Source organism: Bifidobacterium choerinum (assembly GCF_000741135.1).
Taxonomy (GTDB): domain Bacteria; phylum Actinomycetota; class Actinomycetes; order Actinomycetales; family Bifidobacteriaceae; genus Bifidobacterium; species Bifidobacterium choerinum.
Genome location: NZ_JGYU01000006.1, coordinates 14,162 through 36,403 on the forward strand (window position 1 = coordinate 14,162; position 22,242 = coordinate 36,403).

Genomic DNA, 22,242 nt, shown 5'->3' on the forward strand with positions numbered 1-22,242 from the left:
GGACGGCGGGAATCGCAGCGGCGCATACGAAAGGGGCCGCACCTCCATCCATATGTGGGGTGCGGCCCCTTTCGCATGCCGCATGTCCCGCCGCGCACGTCGCGGGAAGAGACGCTCAGCCGCGACGGCGCAGCGCCTCGACGCCCTTCGCGATGCCCCAGAACAGCGTCGACAGCGTCACGATGACGAAGCTCGGGGGAGCGGGGAACATCGCCGCGAGGACGAGGCCTCCCCAGATCGAGACGAGGCACAGCGCCGTCGAGGCGACGATCGCGCGCAGCGGCGTCGTCGTCACGACGGTGGCGGTCGCGGCCGGCGTGACGACGAGCGCGAAGATCAGCAGCGTGCCGACGGCCGGCACGGCGATCGTGATGACGCCGGCGAGGACCGCCATGAACAGCGCGTTCATGACGCCGATCGGCACGCCCTTGGCCTGGGCGACCTGCTCGTCGAGCGAGCTGAACAGCAGCGGGCGGTAGATGACCGCCATCACGACGAGCAGCACGATGTCGAAGATCGCGAAGCCGACGATCTGGTCGTCGGTGATCGTCAGGATCGAGCCGAAGAGGATCGACTGCAGCTGCTGCGAGGCGGAGCTCGACATGCGCGCGAAGAACAGGCCCAGACCGGTCGCGAAGGCGAGGACGGTGCCGGTGGCGATCTCACGCTCCGAGGCGCGCTTGCCGAGCGCGGCGATGACGAGCGCGCCGGCGAGTGCGAAGCCGCCGAGGCCGACGGCGACCGGCAGGCCCAGCAGCACGGCGCCGGTCGCTCCCGGCAGGCCGATGTGCGCGATCGCGTGCGCGGCGAAGGTCGAATGCCTCGCGATCGTGAAGTAGCCGACGGCGCCGGCCGCCGCGGCGATGCACAGCCCGGCGAGGAACGCGTTGACCATGAACGGCGTCGTCAGCGTCGTCGTCCATTCGGGGTCGAAGGTGAAGGGATTCATCGCGTCGCTCCTCCATCGGTCTGCGGGCGTGCGCCGGCATGCCCGTGATGGTGGAAGCGCGCTACCTCGTCGGCGTCGTGCATGTCGCATCCGCCCGGCTCGGCCATGTTCGGCGTGACGAACATGGCGCCCTGCGGCGTCGTCACGACCTGCACCTTCGTGCCGTACAGATGGGTGAGCAGCTTCGAGTCGAGCACGTCGTTGAGCCGTGCGTAGTGCGGGTGGCCGTCGAGCAGGTAGACGGCGCCGGTGAGGATCGGCAGCAGCATGTTGAGGTCGTGGGCGACGATCTGGATCGACATGCCGAGCTCGGTGTTGAGCCTCGACAGGATCTGCACCGTCGTACGCTGGCTCGCCAGGTCGAGGTTGGCGAGCGGCTCGTCGAGCATCAGCAGCTCGGGGTTGCTCACAAGCGCCTGCGCGATCGCGACGCGCTGGCGCAGGCCGCCGGAAAGCTCCGAAAGCCGCAGCTTCGCCTTGTCGGCGATGCCGATGAACTCCATCGCCTCGTGCGCCTTCGCCCGCTGGCGGCGCGTCACCGGATGGAAGCCGAAGCGCGTGCCGGTCAGCCCCAGCAGCACCGACTGCTCGGCGGTCAGGCTCGAGTCGATGTCGTTCGTGTAGCTCTGCGGCACGTAGCCGATGCGCGCGTTGTCCTCGCCCGGAGCGGCGCCGAGCACCCGCATCGTGCCGTGGGAGAGCGGTATCACCCCCAGCTCCGCCTTCATCAGCGTCGTCTTGCCGGCGCCGTTGGTGCCGACGATCGCCGTGACGGTACCTCTCGGGATCGTGAAGGTGCCGTGGCTCCAGATCGTGGTCCCGCCGCGTTTGACGGCGATGTCGCGGCATTCGACGCTCGGACCGCGCCTCTCGGACGCGTCAGACTGTTGCATTGCGGTTCCTTTCCGCCGATTGGACGCGACCAGTATCGCAATCGCTATTGACAATGATTCTCAATAACGACGGATGGCGTCGGCGGCCGTCCGTGATCGCCGAAGGCGGCGGACGGCCGCCGACATGACCCGTTCGGACTCAGTCGTCGCCTTCATTGACGGCGCGGTCCTGCTCGGTGTTGCCGTCGTTCGCGGCGTCGCCGGATTCGTCGGTCGGGCAGTCCTTCGCCGAATCCCGGCACGTGTCCATGTCCTGTTCGACGGCGTCGAACAGCGCCCCGATCCATGCCGTCAGATCGGCGTAGTCGGGCGGCATCTGCTCGGTGACGTCGAGCACCGGCATCTTCTCCTTGCGCGCGATGTCGACGAAGCCCTGCGTCGTCTCGTTCTGCTCCTGCGGGTTGTTGACGAGCAGACGTACGCCGTCGTCGCTGAGAAGCCTGCGGAAGTCGCGCACGTCGGCCGCGGCCGGCTCCGCCTCGGACGCCATCGCGCGCGCGTAGCCGGCGGGCGTCTTGTCCTCGAAGCCCATGTCGTTCATCAGGTAATAGGCGACCGATTCGGTCGCCGCGTAGGTGAGGTCGTCGTGCTCCTTGCCGAAGGCCTCGATGCGCTTCTCGAGCGCGTCCTCCTTCTTCTTCCACGTCTCGAGGTTGGCGTCGAAGGACTTCGCGTCCTGCCCGCGCAGCCGCGCGAAGGTCTCCCTGAGCGCGTCGGCCATCGCGTAGCGCGCGTCGCGGGAGAACCACAGATGGGGGTTGTCGCCGTCCATCGCGCCGACGATGTCGGCGGCGGACACGACTGTCGTCGTCGACGGCAGGTTCTTGCTCGCCCAGTCGTCGTATCCGGCGCCGTTGACGACGACGACGTCGGCGGCGTGCAATGTCTTCACGTCCTTGGCGGTGGGCTCGAAGTCGTGGGCGTCCGCCGTCGTCGACGACAGGATCGACGTGACCTTCGCGTCGTCGCCGCCGATCTGCGCGGCGAGCGAACCCCACTGGTTGAGCGAGGCGACGACGGTGAGCGGCCCGGATGAGGCCGAGGCGGAGGCGGTGGGGGATGCGTCGTCGGCGACGACGTGGCCGCATCCGGCGAGCGTGGCCGCGAGCGCGAGCGCGACGAGGGATGCGGCGGCCGCCCGCAGACGGTATGACGAGGTTCGTATGCCCATGAGCGATGGTTCCTTTGCGTAAGACCGTCGCCGCGCCATGTGCGCCGGACGCGTCGCGCGGCACGCATTGGCGCGCCGGTATCGTACGATACGGCAAGGCACATCGTTCCACGGCAACGAAGGGGGTTTCCTCATGGCAATGATACTCGACGGCAAGGCGGTGGCCTCCCAGGTGAAGGAGGATTTGGCACAGCGCGTACGCGCGCTGCGTGCGCGCGGCGTCACACCCGGACTCGGCACCGTGCTCGTCGGCGACGACCCCGGCTCGCTCAAGTACGTCGCCGGCAAGCACCGCGACTGCCAGGAGGTCGGTATCGCATCGATTCGCCACGAGCTGCCCGCCGACGCGAGCCAGGAGGAGCTGCTCGACGTCATCGCCGAGCTCAACGCCGATCGGGCGTGCACCGGCTACATCGTGCAGCTGCCGCTGCCCGAGGGTGTCGACCAGAACGCCGTCATCGACGCGATCGACCCGGCGAAGGACGCCGACGGCATGCATCCGTACAACCTCGGCGAGCTCGTGCTGCACACGCGCGGCGAGCTGACGACGCCGCTGCCGTGCACGCCGAGCGGCGTGCTCGCGCTGCTCGCGCACTACGGCATCGACCTCGACGGACGCCGTGTGTGCGTGCTCGGGCGCGGCATCACGATCGGCAGGACGATCGGGCTCATGCTCACGCGCGCCGACGTGAACGCGACCGTCACGCTGTGCCACACCGGCACGAAGGACGTCGCCGCGCACATGCGCGAGGCCGACGTCATCGTCGCCGCGGTCGGCCGCGCCGGTTTCGTTCGCCCCGAGGACATCCGCCCCGGCGCCGTGCTCGTCGACGTCGGCGTCTCGCGGCTGCCCGGCGCCGACGGCCGCATGCGCGTCCACGGCGACGTCGACCACGGCTGCTACGCGATCGCCGGTGCATACACGCCCAACCCGGGCGGCGTCGGGCCGATGACGCGCGCGATGCTGCTGCGCAACGTCGTCGAGATGGCCGAGCGCGCCGCCGCGGAATAACGGGGCGCCGTCGTCTGTTGGACAAGGTGGACGGACGCGACACGCCCGAAATGCTGCATGCGGTTTTGGGCATGGCTCGCGATAGTCTTGTCTAACGGTCGCACGCGCGCATGATGCGCGCGCCGACTGTGCCTGCGGCCGGGGCCACGGCTCCCGCGCCGCAGCCGATAACTGAAGAACGATTACTATCCATCCACTATTTTGTAAGAACCACATTAATGGCAGAAAACAATAAGGAAGTCGAAAAGGTTGCCATCAACGATATCGGCACCGTCGATGACTTCATCAAGGCAGTCGATTCCACCATCAAGAACTTCGACGATGGTGATCTGGTTGAGGGCACGGTCGTCAAGGTCGACCACGATGAGGTCCTCCTGGACATCGGCTACAAGACCGAGGGTGTGATCCCCTCCCGCGAGCTTTCCATCAAGAAGGACGTCGATCCGGATGAGGTCGTCAAGGTCGGCGACACCATCGAGGCCCTTGTCGTCACCAAGGAGGACAAGGAAGGACGTCTGATCCTGTCGAAGAAGCGCGCGCAGTACGAGCGTGCGTGGGGCGACATCGAGAAGATCAAGGAAGACGACGGCGTCGTCGAGGGCACCGTCATCGAAGCCGTCAAGGGCGGCCTCATCGTGGACATCGGCCTGCGCGGCTTCCTGCCGGCGTCGCTCGTCGAGATGCGCCGCGTGCGCGACCTCTCGCCGTACATCGGCCAGAAGATCAAGGCGAAGATCCTCGAGCTCGACAAGAACCGCAACAACGTCGTCCTGTCGCGTCGCCAGTACCTCGAGGAGACCCAGTCCGAGGTGCGCGAGACCTTCCTCTCGCAGCTCAAGAAGGGTCAGATCCGCGAAGGCGTCGTCTCGTCGATCGTCAACTTCGGCGCGTTCGTCGACCTCGGCGGCGTCGACGGCCTCATCCACGTCTCCGAGCTGTCCTGGAAGCACATCGACCACCCGTCCGAGGTCGTCAAGGTCGGCGACAAGGTCACCGTCGAGGTGCTCGACGTCGACCTCGACCGCGAGCGCATCTCGCTGTCGCTCAAGGCGACGCAGGAGGATCCGTGGCAGCGCTTCGCCCGCACCCACGTGCCGGGCCAGATCGTGCGCGGCAAGGTCACGAAGATCGTCCAGTTCGGCGTCTTCATCTCCGTCGAGGACGGCATCGAGGGCCTCGTGCACATCTCGGAGCTCGCGAACCGCCACGTCGAGAACCCGGAGACCGTCGTCAAGCCGGGCGAAGAGGTCTTCGTCAAGGTCATCGACGTCGATCTCGACCGTCGTCGCATCTCGCTGTCGCTCAAGCAGGCCAACGACTCCGTCGACCCGGCCTCCGAGGACTTCGATCCGGCGCTCTACGGCATGCCGGCCGAGTACGACGAGGAAGGCAACTACAAGTATCCGGAAGGATTCGACCCGAACACCAACGAGTGGATCGCCGGTTACGAGAAGCAGCGCGAGGAATGGGAATCCCAGTACGCCGCCGCCCACGACCTGTGGGAGCAGCACAAGGAGTTCGTCGCCAAGGAGCTCGAGAACGCCGAGGCCTCGGCCGCCGAGGACGGCCAGAACGCCCCGAAGGAAGAGAAGGTCGAGGAGATCTCGAACTACTCCTCCGATTCCGAGTCCAACGGCACCCTCGCCGATTCCGATCAGCTCGCCGCCCTGCGTGAGCAGCTGCTGAACGAGAAGAAGTGAGCCGCTGAGCCCTAGGGCTTTCGACTGAGGGGGCGTCGTGCGCATGTGAGCGCGCGACGCCCCCTTGTTTTCCGTCGACGCGTCCGGCGCCGCGTCGGTTGACACGCCGATGCGGGCGCGCCTACGATGTGGACGTCAATGACCGGACGAGGAAGGACGCGCATATGCAGGGGGAGAGCGGACGACGCTTCGTACGCGTCGGACTGACCGGCGGCATCGCCGCCGGCAAGAGCACCGTCGCGGCGCGCATGGCCGCCGACGGCGCCGACGTCATCGACTACGACTTCCTCGCGCATATCCTGCAGGAGCCGTGCTCGCCGATCATCGCGCCGCTCGCCGAGGCCTTCGGCACCGACGTCGTCGGCGCCGAAGGCGGCATCGACAGGAAGGTGCTGGCGGAGCGCGTGTTCGGCGCCGGCGCCGACGAGCATGCACTCGAGACACTCAACGGCATCATGCATCCGAACGTCTACGATCTGGCGCGCAACCGCGAGCGCAGCATCCTCGCGAGGGGAGGGAGGCGCGTCATCGTCCACGACGTGCCGCTGCTCGGCGAGGTCATGGATACGATTCCCTTCACGTTCGACTCGGTCGTCTGCGTCGTCGCGCCGGCCGACGAACGCGTCCGCCGTCTCGTCGCGACGCGCGGCATGACGCCGGAGCAGGCGCGTGTGCGCGTCAGGGGGCAGGGGGACGATGCGTCGCGGCTGCGCTACGCGGACGTCGTCATCGACGCGTCGCAGCCGATAGAACAGATGTTCGAATGTGTTGATAGGCTTGTCGCGGCATGGTTCGCCGACGGACAGCGGGAGTGAGGAACGTCATGGGATTCAACATCGAACGCACGAACAAGCCGTTCGTCGTCAAGTCGCCGTACAAGCCGTCCGGTGACCAGCCGCAGGCGATCGACGAGCTCGCCACGCGCATCGAGAACGGCGAGAACGACGTCGTGCTCATGGGTGCGACCGGCACCGGCAAGACGGCGACGACGGCGTGGCTCATCGAGCGTCTGCAGCGCCCGACGCTCATCATCGAGCCGAACAAGACGCTCGCCGCGCAGCTGTGCGCCGAGTTCCGCGAGCTCATGCCGGACAACGCCGTGAGCTACTTCGTCTCGTACTACGACTACTACCAGCCCGAGGCCTACATCCCGCAGACCGACACTTACATCGAGAAGGACTCGAACATCAACGACGACGTCGAGCGGCTGCGCCACGCGGCGACGGCGAACCTGCTCACGCGCCGCGACTGCGTCGTCATCGCGACCGTCTCGTGCATCTACGGACTGGGCACGCCGGAGGAGTACGCCGGGCGCATGCTGTTCCTCAAGCGCGGCCAGCAGATCGACCGCGACCGGCTGCTGCGGCTGTTCGTGGACATGCAGTACAAGCGCAACGACATCGCGTTCACCCGCGGCACCTTCCGCGTGCGCGGCGACACCGTCGAGATCATCCCGGTCTACGAGGAGCTCGCCGTGCGCATCGAGTTCTTCGGCGACGAGATCGACCGCATCTCGATGCTGCATCCACTCACCGGCGACGTCATCGGCGAGCAGGACGAGGTGCACATCTTCCCGGCCTCGCACTACGTCGCCGGCCCCGAACGCATGGAGAAGGCGATCGGGTCGATCCAGCGCGAGCTCGACGAACGCGTCGCCGAACTGCGCAAGCAGGGCAAGGAGCTCGAGGCGCAACGCCTGTCGATGCGCACGACCTACGACCTGGAGATGCTCTCCCAGGTGGGCGTGTGCTCCGGCGTCGAGAACTACTCGCGCCACTTCGACGGCCGCGCGCCCGGCACGCCGCCGCATACGCTGCTCGACTTCTTCCCCGACGACTTCCTGCTCGTCATCGACGAGTCCCATGTGACGGTGCCGCAGATCGGCGCGATGTACGAGGGCGACGCGAGCCGCAAGCGCACGCTCGTCGAGCACGGCTTCCGTCTGCCGTCGGCGATGGACAACCGCCCGCTCAAATGGCCCGAGTTCCTCGAACGCGTCGGACAGACCGTCTATCTGTCGGCGACGCCCGGCGACTACGAGCTCGGCCTGTCCGACGGCGTCGTCGAGCAGATCATCCGTCCGACCGGGCTCGTCGACCCGAAGGTCGAGGTGCGCCCGGTCGACGGCCAGATCGACGACCTGCTCGCTGAGATCAAGGACCGCGTCGCCAGGAACGAACGCGCGCTCGTGACGACGCTGACGAAGAAGATGGCCGAGGACCTCACCGACTACCTGCTCGAACGCGGCATCAAGGTCGAGTACCTGCATTCGGACGTCGACACGCTGCGGCGCGTCGAGCTGCTGCGCGAGCTGCGCGAGGGCAAGATCGACGTCATCGTCGGCATCAACCTGCTGCGCGAGGGCCTCGACCTGCCCGAGGTCTCGCTCGTCGCGATCCTCGACGCGGACAAGGAGGGCTTCCTGCGCTCCTACCGTTCGCTCATCCAGACGATCGGCCGCGCGGCGCGCAACGTCTCGGGCACCGTCATCATGTACGCGGACGGCATGACCGCGGCGATGAGCCGCGCAATCGGGGAGACCGAACGCCGCCGCGAGATCCAGATCGCCTACAACAAGGAGCACGGCATCGACCCCAAGCCGCTGATCAAGAAGATCAGCGACGTCAACGACATGCTCGCCAAGGAGGACGTGGACACGCAGACGCTGCTCGAGGGCGGCTACCGCAACGCCGGCAAGGCGGGCAACACGCATCTGGGCGTCCCCTCGCTCGACCCCGAGGAGGCCGATCGGCGCCACGAGGAGATCCTCAGGGCCGGGCTGCCGGCGCAGGACCTCGCCGACCTCATCCGCCAGCTGTCCGACCAGATGCACACGGCGGCCGAGCAGCTGCAGTTCGAGCTCGCCGCGAGGCTGCGCGACGAGATCCGCGACCTGAAGAAGGAGCTGCGCGCGATGACCGAGGCCAAGCGCTGAGCCGTGTTCCGCAGCCCCCACGGACGGGGCTGCGGGCCGCCGGCGTCGCCGACGTTCCGTAAGCTGGATGGCTATGGCAGAAACACCCGTCTCCTTCATGGTCGGCACGTACATCGTGCTCGCCGTCTTCTTCATCGTCGACCTGTTCATCCTCGGACGCCGCCCGCACGTGCCCTCGACGAGGGAATGCGTGCAGCACATCGCGTTCTTCGTCGCGATGGCGCTCATCTTCGGCGGCCTCATCTGGTGGGTCGCCGGCTCGAAGCCCGCGATCGAGTTCTACTCGGGCTGGCTCACCGAATACTCGCTGAGCATCGACAACCTCTTCGTGTTCGTCATCATCATGTCGAACTTCGCAGTACCCAAGAAGCTGCAGAAGTTCGTGCTGTCCGTCGGCATCACGATCGCGCTCGTGCTGCGCGGTCTGTTCATCCTCGTCGGCGCCGCGCTCGTGCAGCGCTTCACCTGGGTGTTCTTCATCTTCGGCGCGTTCCTGATCTACACGGCCGTCAAGGTCGCCCGCGGCGAGGACGACGACGAGGAGTTCCACGAGAACGCGCTCATCCGCATGCTGCGCAAAGTCAGCCACATCACCAACGAATACGACGGCGAGCGCCTGCGCGTCACGAAGGACGGCGTGAAGTACTGGACGCCGATGCTGTTCGTGTTCCTGACGATCGGCACTACCGACGTCATGTTCGCCTTCGACTCGATCCCGGCGATCTTCGGCCTGACGAAGGACCCCTTCATCGTCTTCACATCGAACGTCTTCGCGCTGCTGGGCCTGCAGCAGCTGTACTTCCTGCTTGGCGCGCTGCTCGACAAGCTCGTCTACCTGCCGGTCGGCCTGTCCGTCGTCCTCGGTTTCATCGGCGTCAAGCTCATCCTCGAGGCGCTGCACGGCAACACGCTGCCGTTCATCAACCACGGCCAGCCGCTGACGATGGTGCCCGAGGTGCCGACGTGGATGTCGCTCGCCGCCATCGTGCTCGCGATCGGCCTGTCCGCGCTGTTCAGCGTGCTCAAGATGCGCAGCCTCGAGAAGAGGCGGCCGTAGGGGCGCTGAGCGGTGTTATCGCTCACAAGAAAAATCGTCCCGGAGCGCAAAACGCCGTGCCGGGTGTTGTAAGCTTGAACCGGCGTTCGGGCAACGTCCCGAAAAGTAATCACAAAGAATAGGTAGGCATCCATGCGCAAAGCAAAGATCGTAGATACCATCGGTCCAGCCACTGAATCCCTTGAGAACCTCACCGCCCTCGTCGAGGCAGGAATGGACGTCGCGCGTCTCAACCGTTCGCACGGCACTCCGGAGGACCACCTGCGCGTCTACAACAACGTGCGCGAGGCCTCGAAGACGACCGGCCGTAACGTCGCGGTCCTCGTCGACCTGCAGGGTCCGAAGATCCGCTGCGGCTGGTTCAAGAAGAACGCCGACGGCGAGGACAAGGTCCTGCTCAAGGAGGGCCAGGAGTTCATCATCACGACCGACGACGTCGAGGGCGACGAGCACATCACGTCCACGACCTTCAAGGGTCTGCCGGGCGACTGCCATCCGGGCGACCCGATTCTCATCGACGACGGCAAGGTCCGTCTCGAGGTGACCAAGGTCGAGGGCAACAACGTCTACACGAAGGTCGTCGTATCCGGACCGGTCTCGAGCCACAAGGGCATCAACCTCCCGGGCGTCGCCGTCTCGCTGCCGGCGCTCACCGAAAAGGACGAGAAGGACCTGCGCTGGGCGATCCGCACCGGCGCCGACATCATCGCGATGTCCTTCGTCCGCTTCGCCACCGACATCGACCGCGCCCATGAGATCATGGACGAGGAGGGCCGCCGCATCCCGATCGTCGCGAAGATCGAGAAGCCGCAAGCCGTCGAGAACCTCGAGGACATCGTCAAGGTCTTCGACGGCATCATGGTCGCCCGCGGCGACATGGCCGTCGAGATGCCGTTCGAGGAGGTGCCGCTCGTCACGAAGCGCTGCATCGAGCTGTCCCGCCAATACGCGAAGCCGGTCATCGTCGCCACCGAGGTCCTCGGTTCGATGGTGCATTCGCCGGTTCCGTCGCGTGCCGAGGCGTCCGACTGCGCGAACGCCGTCCTCGACGGCGCCGACGCGACGATGACCTCGAACGAGACGGCCGTCGGCGAGTACCCGACCGAGACCGTCAAGACGATGGCCCGCATCTCCGGCTACGCGACCGAGCACGGCTTCGACCGCATCCCCAAACTCAAGGACCTCGACATGTCGAGCACCGGCGCCGTCTCCTCGGCCGCCGTCGACCTTGCCGAGAAGCTCAACGCGAAGGCGATCGTCGCCTACACGCAGACCGGTTCGACCGTCCATCGCGTCTCGCGCGAACGTCCGGCCACGCCGATCTACGGTCTGACGACGAACGAGCACACCTACCACTGGCTCGCGCTCAGCTGGGGCACCGAGGGCATCCTGCTCGACGAGGACTACCACGACATGTCCCGCAAGGACCTGATGACCTTCACCGACAAGGTGCTGCGCGCCGCCGGCAAGGTCTCCAACGGCGACAAGATCGTCATCCTGAGCTCCGCGCAGGGCGATCACCAGCCGGGCCGCACCGACTCGATCTACGTCCACACCGTCGGAGCCTGCGACTGACATATGCACGGTGACGGATGCGACGTCTGCGCCGCGTCCTCACAGGGGCCGTCCGGGACATCATATCCCGGACGGCCCCACCGTATATCCGCGTGTCGCACGGATCGGCCGCTATGGTATAGTTGGGCTTTGTCGCCTGACGACGCCCCTGTATCCCAATCGGTAGAGGAGACAGCCTCAAAATCTGTACAGTGTGGGTTCGAGTCCCACCGGGGGCACCAAGGCCTGAAGACCGGCAACCGTTGAAATCCCAACGATTGCCGGTCTTCGCCGTTTTCCGGACACATGCCGATTTGGACACGTTTTGGCGGCTGCACGTGGGTCCATCGCGTGTTTTCGTCTGTGCGCCAAGCCGCGTGGCTCCGGCCGTATACAATGGCAGCAGTGTGTTCGTCGTTCCCGAAAGGAGCATCCCATGGGCAAGGAGACGTATCGCCGATTCGATCCGTGGCGGGCGGCGCCCGTCGTCGAGGAGTCGCGCAAGACCGTGATGGGCGGCCATTATTTCACAGTGGACCAGGTGTCCTATGATTCGCGCGACATCGGCCATTTCGACCGCTACATCCTGCACAAGAACAACGGCGACTCGGTCGGCGTCATAGGCCTGACCGACGACGGCCTGATCCCGCTCATCGAGCAGTACCGCGTCGCCGTGCACCGCTGGACGCTGGAGATCCCGGCGGGCCATGCGATCAAGGCGGCGGAGCGGCCGACGGACGTGGCGCGCCGCAAGCTCATCGAGGAGGTCGGCTACACGGCCTCCCATCTGACGCAGTTCTGCCGGTTCATCAACACGCCGAGCTACTCGACGCAGTACACCGCGCTGTTCTTCGCATCCGGACTCACGCCGGCGTCGCCGCAGGACGCGCCCGAGGAGCTGCGCTCGTCGGTGCGCTACTTCACGCCCGAGGAGGCGTACAAGATGGTGGTCAACGGCACGATCCTGGACGCGAAGTCGATCATCGCGATCCAACGCGTCTACGAGTCGCCGAACCATATGGTCCAGGACTGACCCCACCGCGCGGATCGTGCCGCCCCGGACGTGCCACGACCTGCGCTATACTGCATAAGGACCACTGCGCGCCGTCTTCTTCGGCGCCGAGCGAAAGAGACATGGGACGGATGACTGTACAGGATATGGACAAGGAACACGAAGAAGAGGTCCTCACCGAGGAGGAGCTCGACACGCTCGCCGCCGACGGCGACGCGGCGAGCGAGGCCGAACAGGACGAGGAGAAGAAGACGGAGAAGCGCAAGCCGACCGTCGTCGTCGCCGAAGACGAATCGGTCAACCGCATGGACCTCGTCGCGATGCTCGAGGACAACGGCTACGACGTCGTCGGCCAGGCTGCCAACGGCGAGGAGGCCATCGAGCTGACGCGCAAGTTCAAGCCCGACGTCGTATGCATGGACGTCAAGATGCCGCATATGGACGGCATCACGGCCGCAGGCGTCATCTGCGACGAGAACATCGCACCGGTCGTCATGCTCACCGCGTTCTCGCAGATCGACCTCGTCGAGCAGGCGATCGGCGCGGGCGCGATGGCCTACGTGACCAAACCGTATGAGGAGTCGAAGCTGCTGCCGGCGCTCGCCGTGGCGATGGGCCGCTTCGCCGAAATCAACGAGCTGCTCGACAGCGTCGAACGCAACGAAAGCGAACTCAAGGACACGCAGGAGAAGCTCAAGGACACCGAGGAGCAGCTCAAGAAGGCGCAGGACACGCTTGAGGAACGCAAGCTCGTCGACCGTGCGAAGGGCCTACTCATGGACAAGGCGAACTTCACCGAACAGGGCGCGTTCCGCTGGATCCAGAAGACGTCGATGGACCAGCGCATCCCAAAGAAGCGCCTCGCCCAGGCCATCATCGAGAAATACGGCGAGGACGATCAGGACAACGACTGATCGCACGCCTACGGACAGATCGCGGGTGCGCGATCCCGCATCGGGATCGTGCACCCGCGACGTCGTTTCGGACGTCATAACCGCGTCCGGACACACTCTTCACGGAAAATTCATCCAACCCCAGCACGATCGGACACCCATGGACCACTCAGCAACACCACAGACACACCCGACGCTGCTCGTCGTCGACGGCCACTCGCTCGCCTTCCGCGCGTTCTACGCGCTGCCAGTCGACAACTTCAGCACGAAGGACGGGCAGGCCACGAACGCCGTATACGGCTTCCTGACGATGCTCTCCCAGGTCATCGAAACCGAGAAGCCCGACCACATCGGCATCGCCTTCGACGTCAAGGGCGGCACCTTCCGCAACGAACTGCTCACCCAATACAAAGGCACCCGCGAAGCGGCCCCCGAAGAACTGCTCACCCAGCTGCCGCTCATCCAGCAGGCACTGACCGCACTCGGCGTACGTTGGATCGAAAAACCCGGATACGAAGGCGACGACGTCATCGCCACACTCGCGACGATGGGCGAACACGACGGCTGCCGTGTCCTCGTTCTGTCCGGCGACCGCGACTCCTTCCAACTCATCGACGACGACGTGACCGTCCTCTACCCGGGCTACCACTTCAAAGACCTCAAACACATGGATCCCGCCGCCGTCGAAGCCAAATACCACGTGACGCCGGGGCAATACCCCGACCTCGCCGCACTGCGTGGCGAAACCTCGGACAACATCCCCGGCGTACCCGGCGTCGGCGACGGCTTCGCCGCCAAGTGGATCAACCAATACGGCAGCCTCGACGCCATCATCGAACACGCCGACGAAATCGGCGGCAAAAAAGGCGAGGCGCTACGCGACAACATCGATCAGGTCCGCCTCAACCGACGCGTCAACGCACTCGTACGCGACCTCGACCTCGGCGTGACGATCGACGACCTCGACTACGGCCGCGTCGACGCCGACCTCACCGAACGACTCTTCAACGAACTGCAGTTCGGCGAACGCACCCGCACCAAACTGCTCACCACCTTCAACACCGCACCCGACGACACCCCGACACCGGCCCCCGCAATCCCCACCATCATCGAACCACTCGTCGACGCCCTCACCGACACCGCATCCCTGACGATGTGGATCGAACAATACTGCCCTCCAGCCGATCCCACCGAAGAGCGACCCGACCCCACCCTCGACATCACCGCCGAATACGACCACCAAAGCACCCAATGCGCCGACGCCGTACGCCGCTCATGGACGCTCTACATCGACGGCGACGCCAAACCCGGCCACGCCAGCGCGCACATGGCCGCCATCATCGCCGGCGCACACGCCGTCGCCTTCGACCCGGCCGACCCGCGCTACCACGACACACTGCGCACCCTGCTCGACACCCACGCAGACAGCCTCAGCGTCCACGGATACAAGGAACACCTCCACATGCTCGCCGCAGCCGACCTGACCTGCCCCACCGTCCTGTTCGACACCAACCTCGCCGGCTACCTCATCGACCCCGACTTCCAAGGAGGCAGCCTCGAGGAATGCGCCGCCCACTTCCTCGACATCCACCTCGACGACCACGACGACACACCCAAACAAGGCACCCTCGGATTCGAAGACAACGACGACCAGGACGACGACCCCGCACAACGCTGCATCGACCATGCAGCCGTCGTCGCCGCGCTCGCACGCAGACTCGCACCCGAACTTGAACGCCGCGAGCAATACCCGCTGCTGCGCGACATCGAACTGCCGACCTCACGCGTCCTGTTCCATATGGAGCGCACCGGCGCAAGCGTCGACCGCGCCCGCCTCGACGAGCTGCACACGCAGTTCGCCGACGAATCGGCGCAGATGGAGGCCATCGCCGAAAGCGCCGCCGGCCGCAGCATCAACCTGCAGAGCCCCAAGCAGCTCGGCGTCGTCCTGTTCGAGGAGATGGGGCTGAAGCCGACGAAGAAGACGAAGAAGGGCGCGTACACGACGAACGCCGCCGCGTTGCAGACGCTGTACGCGACAAGCGAGGAGGGGTCGAAGGCGAACGAGTTCCTCGGCGCGCTGCTGCGGCACCGCGAGACGAACAAGCTCAAGCAGATCGTCGAGACGCTCATCGACGCGATCAACCCGAAGGACGGACGCATCCACACGACCTTCACGCAGACGGTCACGGCGACCGGACGGTTGAGCTCGGTAGACCCGAATCTGCAGAACATCCCGAACCGCAACGCCGACGGCCGCGAGATCCGTTCCGGCTTCGTGCCGGGGGAGGGCTTCGTCGACCTGCTCAGCGCCGACTACTCGCAGGTCGAGCTGCGCATCATGGCCGACCTGTCCGGCGACGAGGCGCTCATCGAGGCCTTCCGCTCGGGCGCCGACTTCCACCGCTACGTCGCCAGCCTCGTCTTCGGCATCCCGGTCGACGAGGTCACGCCGGACGAACGCAGCCGCGTCAAGGCGATGAGCTACGGCCTGGCCTACGGACTGAGCACCTACGGTCTGTCGAAGCAGCTCGGCATCTCGAACGGCGAGGCGACGAAGCTGCGCGACCAGTACTTCGAGACCTTCGGCAAGGTGCACGACTATCTCGAATCGCTTGTGGCCGACGCGCGGCGCACCGGCTACACCGAGACGATCTTCGGGCGCCGCCGCTACTTCCCGGACCTCAACTCGCCGAACCGGCAGCGCCGCGACGCCGCCGAACGCGGCGCGCTCAACGCGCCGATCCAGGGGTCGGCCGCCGACATCATGAAGATCGCGATGATCCGCGCCGACCGTGCGCTGCGCGACGCGAAGCTCGCAAGCCGCATCGTGCTGCAGATCCACGACGAACTCGTCGTCGAGCTCGCCGCCGGCGAGGTCGACGAGGTGATCGCGCTCGTCAAGGACGCGATGGAGCATGCCGTCGACCTCGCGGTACCGCTCGACGTCTCCACCGGCGTCGGCACCGACTGGCAGCGCGCCGCCCACTGACCCAAGGCCTCCCGTTTCGGTGGGGCCTTTCACACTGCAAAGTAATCAGTAACTTACGAAAAGGAAGCTTCATGACAAGCCTCAAGCAAACCGTCGACGTGCTCGAGACACTGTATCCACTGCGATATGCGGAATCATGGGACCATCCCGGGCTCATCGTCGGTGACCTCACCGATCCGGCCGACTCAATCGTGTTCGCGGCCGATCCGACGATGGACGTCGTCCGCGACGCCGTCGAAAACGGCGCGCAGCTGCTCGTCTGCCACCATCCGCTGTTCTTCCGCGCCGTGCACGAGGTCTCCGGCCGTACGTTCCGCGGCGAGATCGTCTCGACGCTCTACCGCGGGCACTGCGCGCTGTGGGTCGGCCACACGAATGCCGACGCCGCCTGGCGCGGCGTCGGCATGGCGGCGGCCGACGCCTTCGGCCTCGTCGACCAGGTGCCGATGGTGCCGATCGACGACGCGAGCACGCCGCACGCCGTCGGCCTCGGCCGAGTCGGCAGGCTGCCGGAGCCGATGACGCTGCGCGCCTTCGCCGACCATGTCGCGCAGGCGCTGCCGGCCACGCGCTACGGAATCCAGGTCGCCGGCGACCTCGACGCGCCGGTGCGCACCGTCGGCGTGCTGCCCGGCTCGGGCGACTCGATGTTCAACGAGGTGAACGCGCTCGGCGTCGACGTCTACGTCACGAGCGACCTGCGCCACCATCCGGCGACCGACGAATTGCAGCAGAGCCTGTACGAGGCGGCGATGCGCGAGGACGGCGTTCCGCTCGGGCACGGCGACGGCCATATGCGCCCCGCGCTCATCAACACGCCGCACAGCGCCATCGAATCGCTGTGGTTCTCCTACGCGCTCGAGGACGTGCCGAACGCCGTCGAGCTCGCGACCGGATCGCGCCCGCAGGTGCGCTGGAACCGCACGAACACCGACCCGTGGAACCTGTCGCTGGGCGCGAACTTCTCGAGGGGGGACGTCGATGGCCGCTGAACACGGACGGACGGACGAACGGGAGGGGAAGGTGCTCGGCGCGCGGCTCGCGCCGCTGTTCGACGCCACCTCCGACGGCATCGACATGGATGTGCCGGCGCGCATCGTGGCCAGCGAGACGAAGTACCACGGCGCGATCTTCAGCGTCGAGGACCGCACGGTGGCGCTGACGCGCAACGGCGGCGGCGAGACGCTCATCCACAGGCAGGTCGTCGTGCACGCGCCGTGTGTCGTCATGCTCGTGCACGACATGCGCACCGACCGCTATCTCGTCGAACGCGAATACCGTGCCGGATCGAACATCACGACGATCGGGCTGCCGGCGGGACTCATCGACGCCGGCGAGGACCCGCGGCAGGCGATGCTGCGCGAATTGCGCGAGGAGACCGGCGTCATCCCCGATGATGTCGACGTCGATCCCGCCGGATCCTATTACTCGTCGGAGGGCATGACGGACGAGCTTGCGCACATCGCCGTGCTCCATCTGCATGGATGGGGTCAGGGGGAGTGTCGATTCGACGCCGACGAGCACGTCGAATCGGCATGGGTCGACTGGCCGACGCTGCTGACGCTGCCGATCACGGCGTCGAACTCGATCATCGCGATACAGCACGAGCGGATTCGCCGCCTGGGTGCATGACGCGGACGCGAGGCCGCCTATGCGCGGCCTCGACACTATCCGATGGACGAAACTCACGAAGGCATGGCGTGGATGTGCCATACTGAAAGCATGCAGACAAGACCTGGATCCATGTACCCGCTCGGAGCAAGCTACGATGGAGCGGGAGTCAATTTCGCACTGTTCTCAAGGATGGCCGAGAAGGTGGAACTGTGTCTGTTCGACGAGCAGGACAACGAGACCCGCGTCGAGCTGACCGAGCAGAACTCGTTCGTATGGCATATCTACATCCCCGGCATCCAGCCCGGCCAACGCTACGGCTACCGCGTCTACGGGCCGTACAATCCGCACAACGGCGAGTGGTGCAATCCGAACAAGCTGCTGCTCGACCCCTACGCGAAGGCGACCGAAGGCAACATCGACGGCGATGAGAGCCTCTACTCCTACTGGTTCAACGACGCCGACAACCCGGACGACATGAACGACCTCGACTCGGCGGGGCACACGATGAAGTCGGTCGTCATCAACCCGTTCTTCGACTGGGACAACGACCAGCGCCCGAACATCTCGTATTCGGACTCGGTCATCTACGAGGCGCATGTGCGCGGCATGACGAACCTCAACAAGAACGTGCCGCCGGAGATCCGCGGCACCTACGCCGGACTGGCGCACCCCGTCGTCATCGACTACCTCAAGAAGCTCGGCGTCACGGCGATCGAGCTGATGCCGATCCACCAGTTCATCAACGACCCGTTCCTGCAGGAGAAGGGGCTGGGCAACTACTGGGGGTACAACACGATCGGCTTCTTCGCGCCGCACAACGCCTACTCGAGCCAAGGGCAGCGCGGCGAGCAGGTCAACGAGTTCCGCTCGATGGTCAAGGCGTTCCACGCCGCCGGCATCGAGGTCATCCTCGACGTCGTCTACAACCACACCGCCGAAGGCAACGACAAGGGCCCGACGCTGAGCTTCAAAGGCATCGACAACCTGTCCTACTACCGTCTCGTCGACAACGACAACCTGCACTACTTCGACACGACCGGCACAGGCAACTCGCTGCTGATGCGCTCCCCGCACACGCTGCAGCTCATCACCGACTCGCTGCGCTACTGGGTGCAGGAGATGCACGTCGACGGATTCCGCTTCGATCTGGCGGCGACGCTCGCCAGGCAGTTCCAGGAGGTCGACAAGCTGTCGGCGTTTTTCGACATCGTCGAGCAGGATCCGGTCATCTCCCAGGTCAAGCTCATCGCCGAGCCGTGGGATCTGGGCTCCGGCGGCTACCAGGTCGGCGGCTTCCCGCCGAACTGGTCGGAATGGAACGGCCGCTACCGCGACTGCGTGCGTGATTTCTGGAGGTCGCAGCCGGCGACGCTGCCCGAGTTCGCCAGCCGCATCATGGGCAGCTCCGACCTCTACCAGCACAACGGCCGCAAGCCGGTGGCGTCGATCAACTTCGTGACGGCGCACGACGGCTTCACGATGAACGACCTCGTCAGCTACAACAACAAGCACAACGAGGCGAACGGCGAGGGCAACCGCGACGGCGAGAACAACAACCGCTCGTGGAACTGCGGCGTCGAGGGGCCCACGACAATCCGCGACATCAACGAGCTGCGCCACCGCCAGATGCGCAACATGTTCTCGACGCTGCTGTTCAGCCAAGGCATCCCGATGATCTGCGGCGGCGACGAGGTCTGCCGCACGCAGCTGGGCAACAACAACGGCTACTGCCAAGACAACGAGATCTCGTGGACGCATTGGAACCTCAAGGACTACCAGCGCGACATGCTCGGCTTCGTCTCGAAGCTCATCCATCTGCGCCTCGAGCATCCGGTGCTGCACCGGCGCCGCTTCTTCACCGGCCGCGAGGCGGACATGCCGGCCGGCGCACTGCCGCAGGTCGAATGGTTTGACCACAACGGCACGATCATGGACCTCGAGGCGTGGCATAACGCGCACGCGCTGTCCATCATGGTGTTCCTCAACGGCGGCGACATCCCGGAGACCGACTGGTACGGCAACAAGATCGTCGACAACGACTTCATCCTCATCTTCAACGCCCACTACGAGCCGATCATGTTCACGCTGCCGGACGAACAGTACGGGCGCAAATGGAAGCTCGTCGTCGACACGCACAATCCGGACGGGCCGGAACTCAACTACGAGGCCGGCTTCGCGATCACCGCGCAGTCGCGCAGCTTCCTGCTGCTCATGAGCGACGACAAGGATGACGGCGACGCCATCTTCGGCTAGCGCGTCGTCCTCATGCGCGCCGGCGACGCGACCGCGCATGAGGGATATGGAGGGCCCCGATGTCCGTATCGGACATCGGGGCCCTCCATATGCCGTCGCCGTCAGTTGCGGGCGAGCTGCGACGCGACCTGCTGACGCTGCTCGTTCGTGTCGACCTGCGCGGCGAGCACCGGCGAATTGGTGTCGGTCAGGACGGTGTTGAATCCGGAGCTCTCCTCGTCGCTGATCAGGTTGTCGAGCTTGTCGGTGTTGACGACGTCGTGCGCGATGAGCTGCTGCTGGATGCGGTCCGCCTCGATCGCCGCAATCTGCCGCGAAAAGCCGATGAACCATCCGAGGAACAGCATCGCCGCAAGCGCCTCGACGTTCGTGAGCGTGTTCTCGCCCTGCAGCCATGAGACGCCGGCGATGACGCAGACGAGGATTGCGATGTCGGAGATGACGAAGAACGCGCGGCTGAGCTGCGGGGCGAGCCATGGGAGCGCGATGAGCAGGGCGAACATGACGCAGGGCATGCCGCGGGCGAACACATTGTGCAGGATCGGGTGCGGCGTGTAGCGGAAGGTGCCGATGCCGATGAACGCGATGCCGGAGAGCGTCAGCAGGATCGACAGCAATGTGATGCGTACCTTGAAGCGGGGGATGTGGTAGGAGACCTGCGGGTTGCGGATGCCGATGGAGCCGTTGGGGCGGACGACCTGGTAGGTGGCGATGAGTTCGGAGATCGCGAAGTAGGTGATGATGATGATCGACAGGCCGCCGAAGACGAGCGTGATGTTGAACATGCTTGCGGCGAAGGTCGTGCGGTCGCCGAGTTCGGAGAAGTTGTTGCGGAACCAGTGGGGGTCGTTCGTCGTCGAGCAGGCGGTGCCGACGCCGGCGACGACGAAGAACGGCAGCAGCGAGGCGAGCGTCTTCGCGTTCATCAGCTCGGCCTGCACGAAGGTGAGATAGCCGCAGACGCCGGCGAAGGTCGCGGTGAGCGCCGGCAGGTACATTTCAAAGATCGCCTTGCCCATCATCGAGTTGAGCACCCAGAACAACGTGTAGCTCGTCAAGAACAGCGTGACCGCGTAGACGAAGGACAGTGCGACGATCTCGAAGGCGCGGCGCAGATGGACCGCCCACATGACGTGTTCGTTGAGCGTCCTGATGCGATGCGTGTATCCGGTGACGAACGAGATGACGCCGCAGGCGGCGACGAGTGCGGCGGCGGCCATGAATCGACGTTGGGACAGCTGCCAGATGGCGGGCGCCCATCGCAGATAGGCCATGATCGCGAGGCCGCCGGCCACCGCGCAGCAAAAGAACGAGATTAAGCCGGCTGATTCGGCCCTCTGATGACGTTTCATGGTTTCCCTTTCCGGTACGACACTCCACATTGTAACGAGGTGGCCGCAAGTCATGGTATTATTTCTTCTTGTGCCTGAAGGCGGGTGCCTTGGCATGACGGGCTGTGGCGCAGTTTGGTAGCGCGTCTGCTTTGGGAGCAGAATGTCGCAGGTTCAAATCCTGTCAGCCCGACGGAGATACTCGGAGCCACCCTTCACGGGTGGTTCTTTTGCGATAGTTCCGTATTCGGACAGGAGGGGCGTATGAGCGCGAACGCCGATGACCGTCATGCGCTCGAGCAGCTCGCCGAGGAGTCGCGGCATGAGCAGATCTCCTACTACCGCAAGCCGTTCATGGTGCTGTGGGCGGCGGTGCAGGAATCGTCGGCGGAACTCGTCGAGGACTACGGCATGTCGCCAGAGCTCGCCCAGCTGTGGGTCGCGGAGCGGCTGCGGCAGGTGTGCGATTCGCTCGTCGACCGTCTCGCCGAACGCGCGGTCGGCCACGGTGTGAGCAAGTCGAACGTGTCGCGCGCGGCGGGGGCGAGTCCGACGAACGCGCTGCGGCGCTTTCCGCGGCTGCGTGACCTCGACGAAGGGCGCACGCCGAGGCGCACGCTCATCGACGACGTCCTCGATTCGCTCGACTGACCGTCCTCCGGCGGCCGCTTTTGCCGATTGCTGATCCGTTTCCGATTCCCCGTCGACGATTTTTTGTTGCATATGCGACGGCTGTCCACATCGATTGGTCCGTTTCGGCCGCGACACGCCGTGTTCGGGACCGTCCGTACACATGTCCCCGTCGCAGTGGACATGCGCGCCCATGACGTCGGATAGTGGAACGACGACGTTGTTCCACCATCCGAAGGAGGAGTC

General features: G+C 65.5%; 16 protein-coding genes, 2 tRNA genes and 1 pseudogene. 15 read left to right on the forward strand and 4 right to left on the reverse strand.

Annotation, left to right across the window (positions count from 1 at the left end):
- Nucleotides 1-115: 115 nt before the first annotated feature.
- The 3 genes and pseudogenes from BCHO_RS05120 to BCHO_RS05130 form a co-directional block, all read right to left on the reverse strand.
- Nucleotides 116-949: a metal ABC transporter permease gene (locus tag BCHO_RS05120; RefSeq protein ID WP_024541266.1), complete on the reverse strand. Its 834-nt coding sequence runs from the start codon at nt 947-949 to the stop codon at nt 116-118.
- A 359-nt stretch (nt 950-1,308) separates the two neighbouring features.
- A pseudogene (locus tag BCHO_RS09740) lies at nt 1,309-1,842 on the reverse strand (ATP-binding cassette domain-containing protein); the annotation flags it as partial.
- A gap of 139 nt (nt 1,843-1,981) precedes the next feature.
- A complete protein-coding gene (locus BCHO_RS05130) occupies nt 1,982-3,013 on the reverse strand; it encodes a metal ABC transporter solute-binding protein, Zn/Mn family (protein WP_051354908.1) in 1,032 nt (343 codons plus the stop codon).
- A gap of 133 nt (nt 3,014-3,146) precedes the next feature.
- On the opposite strand from BCHO_RS05130, the gene BCHO_RS05135 reads away from it, so the two are divergent.
- The 13 genes from BCHO_RS05135 to glgX all read left to right on the forward strand — a co-directional run bounded on the left by BCHO_RS05135 (nt 3,147) and on the right by glgX (nt 20,035).
- A complete protein-coding gene (locus BCHO_RS05135) occupies nt 3,147-4,025 on the forward strand; it encodes a bifunctional methylenetetrahydrofolate dehydrogenase/methenyltetrahydrofolate cyclohydrolase (RefSeq protein ID WP_024541269.1) in 879 nt (292 codons plus the stop codon).
- Nucleotides 4,026-4,243: 218 nt separating this feature from the next.
- Nucleotides 4,244-5,725, forward strand: coding sequence for a 30S ribosomal protein S1 (gene rpsA, locus BCHO_RS05140; RefSeq protein WP_024541270.1), 1,482 nt, complete (start codon nt 4,244-4,246; stop codon nt 5,723-5,725).
- 164 nt (nt 5,726-5,889) lie between these two features.
- Entirely contained in the window at nt 5,890-6,540 is a 651-nt protein-coding gene (coaE, locus tag BCHO_RS05145) for a dephospho-CoA kinase (protein ID WP_024541271.1), read from the forward strand.
- Nucleotides 6,541-6,548: 8 nt separating this feature from the next.
- A complete protein-coding gene (gene uvrB, locus BCHO_RS05150) occupies nt 6,549-8,660 on the forward strand; it encodes an excinuclease ABC subunit UvrB (RefSeq protein ID WP_024541272.1) in 2,112 nt (703 codons plus the stop codon).
- A 73-nt stretch (nt 8,661-8,733) separates the two neighbouring features.
- Nucleotides 8,734-9,717 (forward strand): TerC family protein, encoded by a 984-nt coding sequence (locus BCHO_RS05155; protein WP_024541273.1) that lies wholly within the window; start codon nt 8,734-8,736, stop codon nt 9,715-9,717.
- Between the two features lie 132 nt (nt 9,718-9,849).
- Nucleotides 9,850-11,292, forward strand: coding sequence for a pyruvate kinase (pyk, locus tag BCHO_RS05160; RefSeq protein WP_024541274.1), 1,443 nt, complete (start codon nt 9,850-9,852; stop codon nt 11,290-11,292).
- Between the two features lie 144 nt (nt 11,293-11,436).
- Nucleotides 11,437-11,513, forward strand: a tRNA-Leu gene (locus BCHO_RS05165).
- A 194-nt stretch (nt 11,514-11,707) separates the two neighbouring features.
- Entirely contained in the window at nt 11,708-12,304 is a 597-nt protein-coding gene (locus BCHO_RS05170; protein ID WP_024541275.1) for an NUDIX domain-containing protein, read from the forward strand.
- Nucleotides 12,305-12,429: 125 nt separating this feature from the next.
- Complete coding sequence (locus tag BCHO_RS05175) at nt 12,430-13,197, forward strand: ANTAR domain-containing response regulator (RefSeq protein WP_033491347.1); 768 nt, start codon at nt 12,430-12,432, stop codon at nt 13,195-13,197.
- 139 nt (nt 13,198-13,336) lie between these two features.
- Entirely contained in the window at nt 13,337-16,168 is a 2,832-nt protein-coding gene (polA, locus tag BCHO_RS05180) for a DNA polymerase I (RefSeq protein ID WP_024541277.1), read from the forward strand.
- 71 nt (nt 16,169-16,239) lie between these two features.
- Entirely contained in the window at nt 16,240-17,160 is a 921-nt protein-coding gene (locus BCHO_RS05185) for a Nif3-like dinuclear metal center hexameric protein (protein ID WP_024541278.1), read from the forward strand.
- A complete protein-coding gene (locus BCHO_RS05190) occupies nt 17,150-17,800 on the forward strand; it encodes an NUDIX hydrolase (protein ID WP_051354909.1) in 651 nt (216 codons plus the stop codon). Before BCHO_RS05185 ends, BCHO_RS05190 begins: the two co-directional genes overlap by 11 nt.
- 111 nt (nt 17,801-17,911) lie before the next feature.
- Nucleotides 17,912-20,035, forward strand: a complete 2,124-nt coding sequence (gene glgX / locus BCHO_RS05195) for a glycogen debranching protein GlgX (RefSeq protein ID WP_024541280.1) — start codon at nt 17,912-17,914, stop codon at nt 20,033-20,035.
- Nucleotides 20,036-20,136: 101 nt separating this feature from the next.
- Here glgX and BCHO_RS05200 read toward each other — a convergent pair whose 3' ends face one another.
- Nucleotides 20,137-21,387 (reverse strand): hypothetical protein, encoded by a 1,251-nt coding sequence (locus BCHO_RS05200; RefSeq protein ID WP_024541281.1) that lies wholly within the window; start codon nt 21,385-21,387, stop codon nt 20,137-20,139.
- A gap of 98 nt (nt 21,388-21,485) precedes the next feature.
- On the opposite strand from BCHO_RS05200, the gene BCHO_RS05205 reads away from it, so the two are divergent.
- Both BCHO_RS05205 and BCHO_RS05210 read left to right on the forward strand, forming a co-directional pair.
- A tRNA-Pro gene (locus tag BCHO_RS05205) sits at nt 21,486-21,559 on the forward strand.
- A gap of 71 nt (nt 21,560-21,630) precedes the next feature.
- Nucleotides 21,631-22,017 (forward strand): hypothetical protein, encoded by a 387-nt coding sequence (locus BCHO_RS05210; protein ID WP_024541282.1) that lies wholly within the window; start codon nt 21,631-21,633, stop codon nt 22,015-22,017.
- The last annotated feature ends 225 nt before the right edge of the window (nt 22,018-22,242 follow it).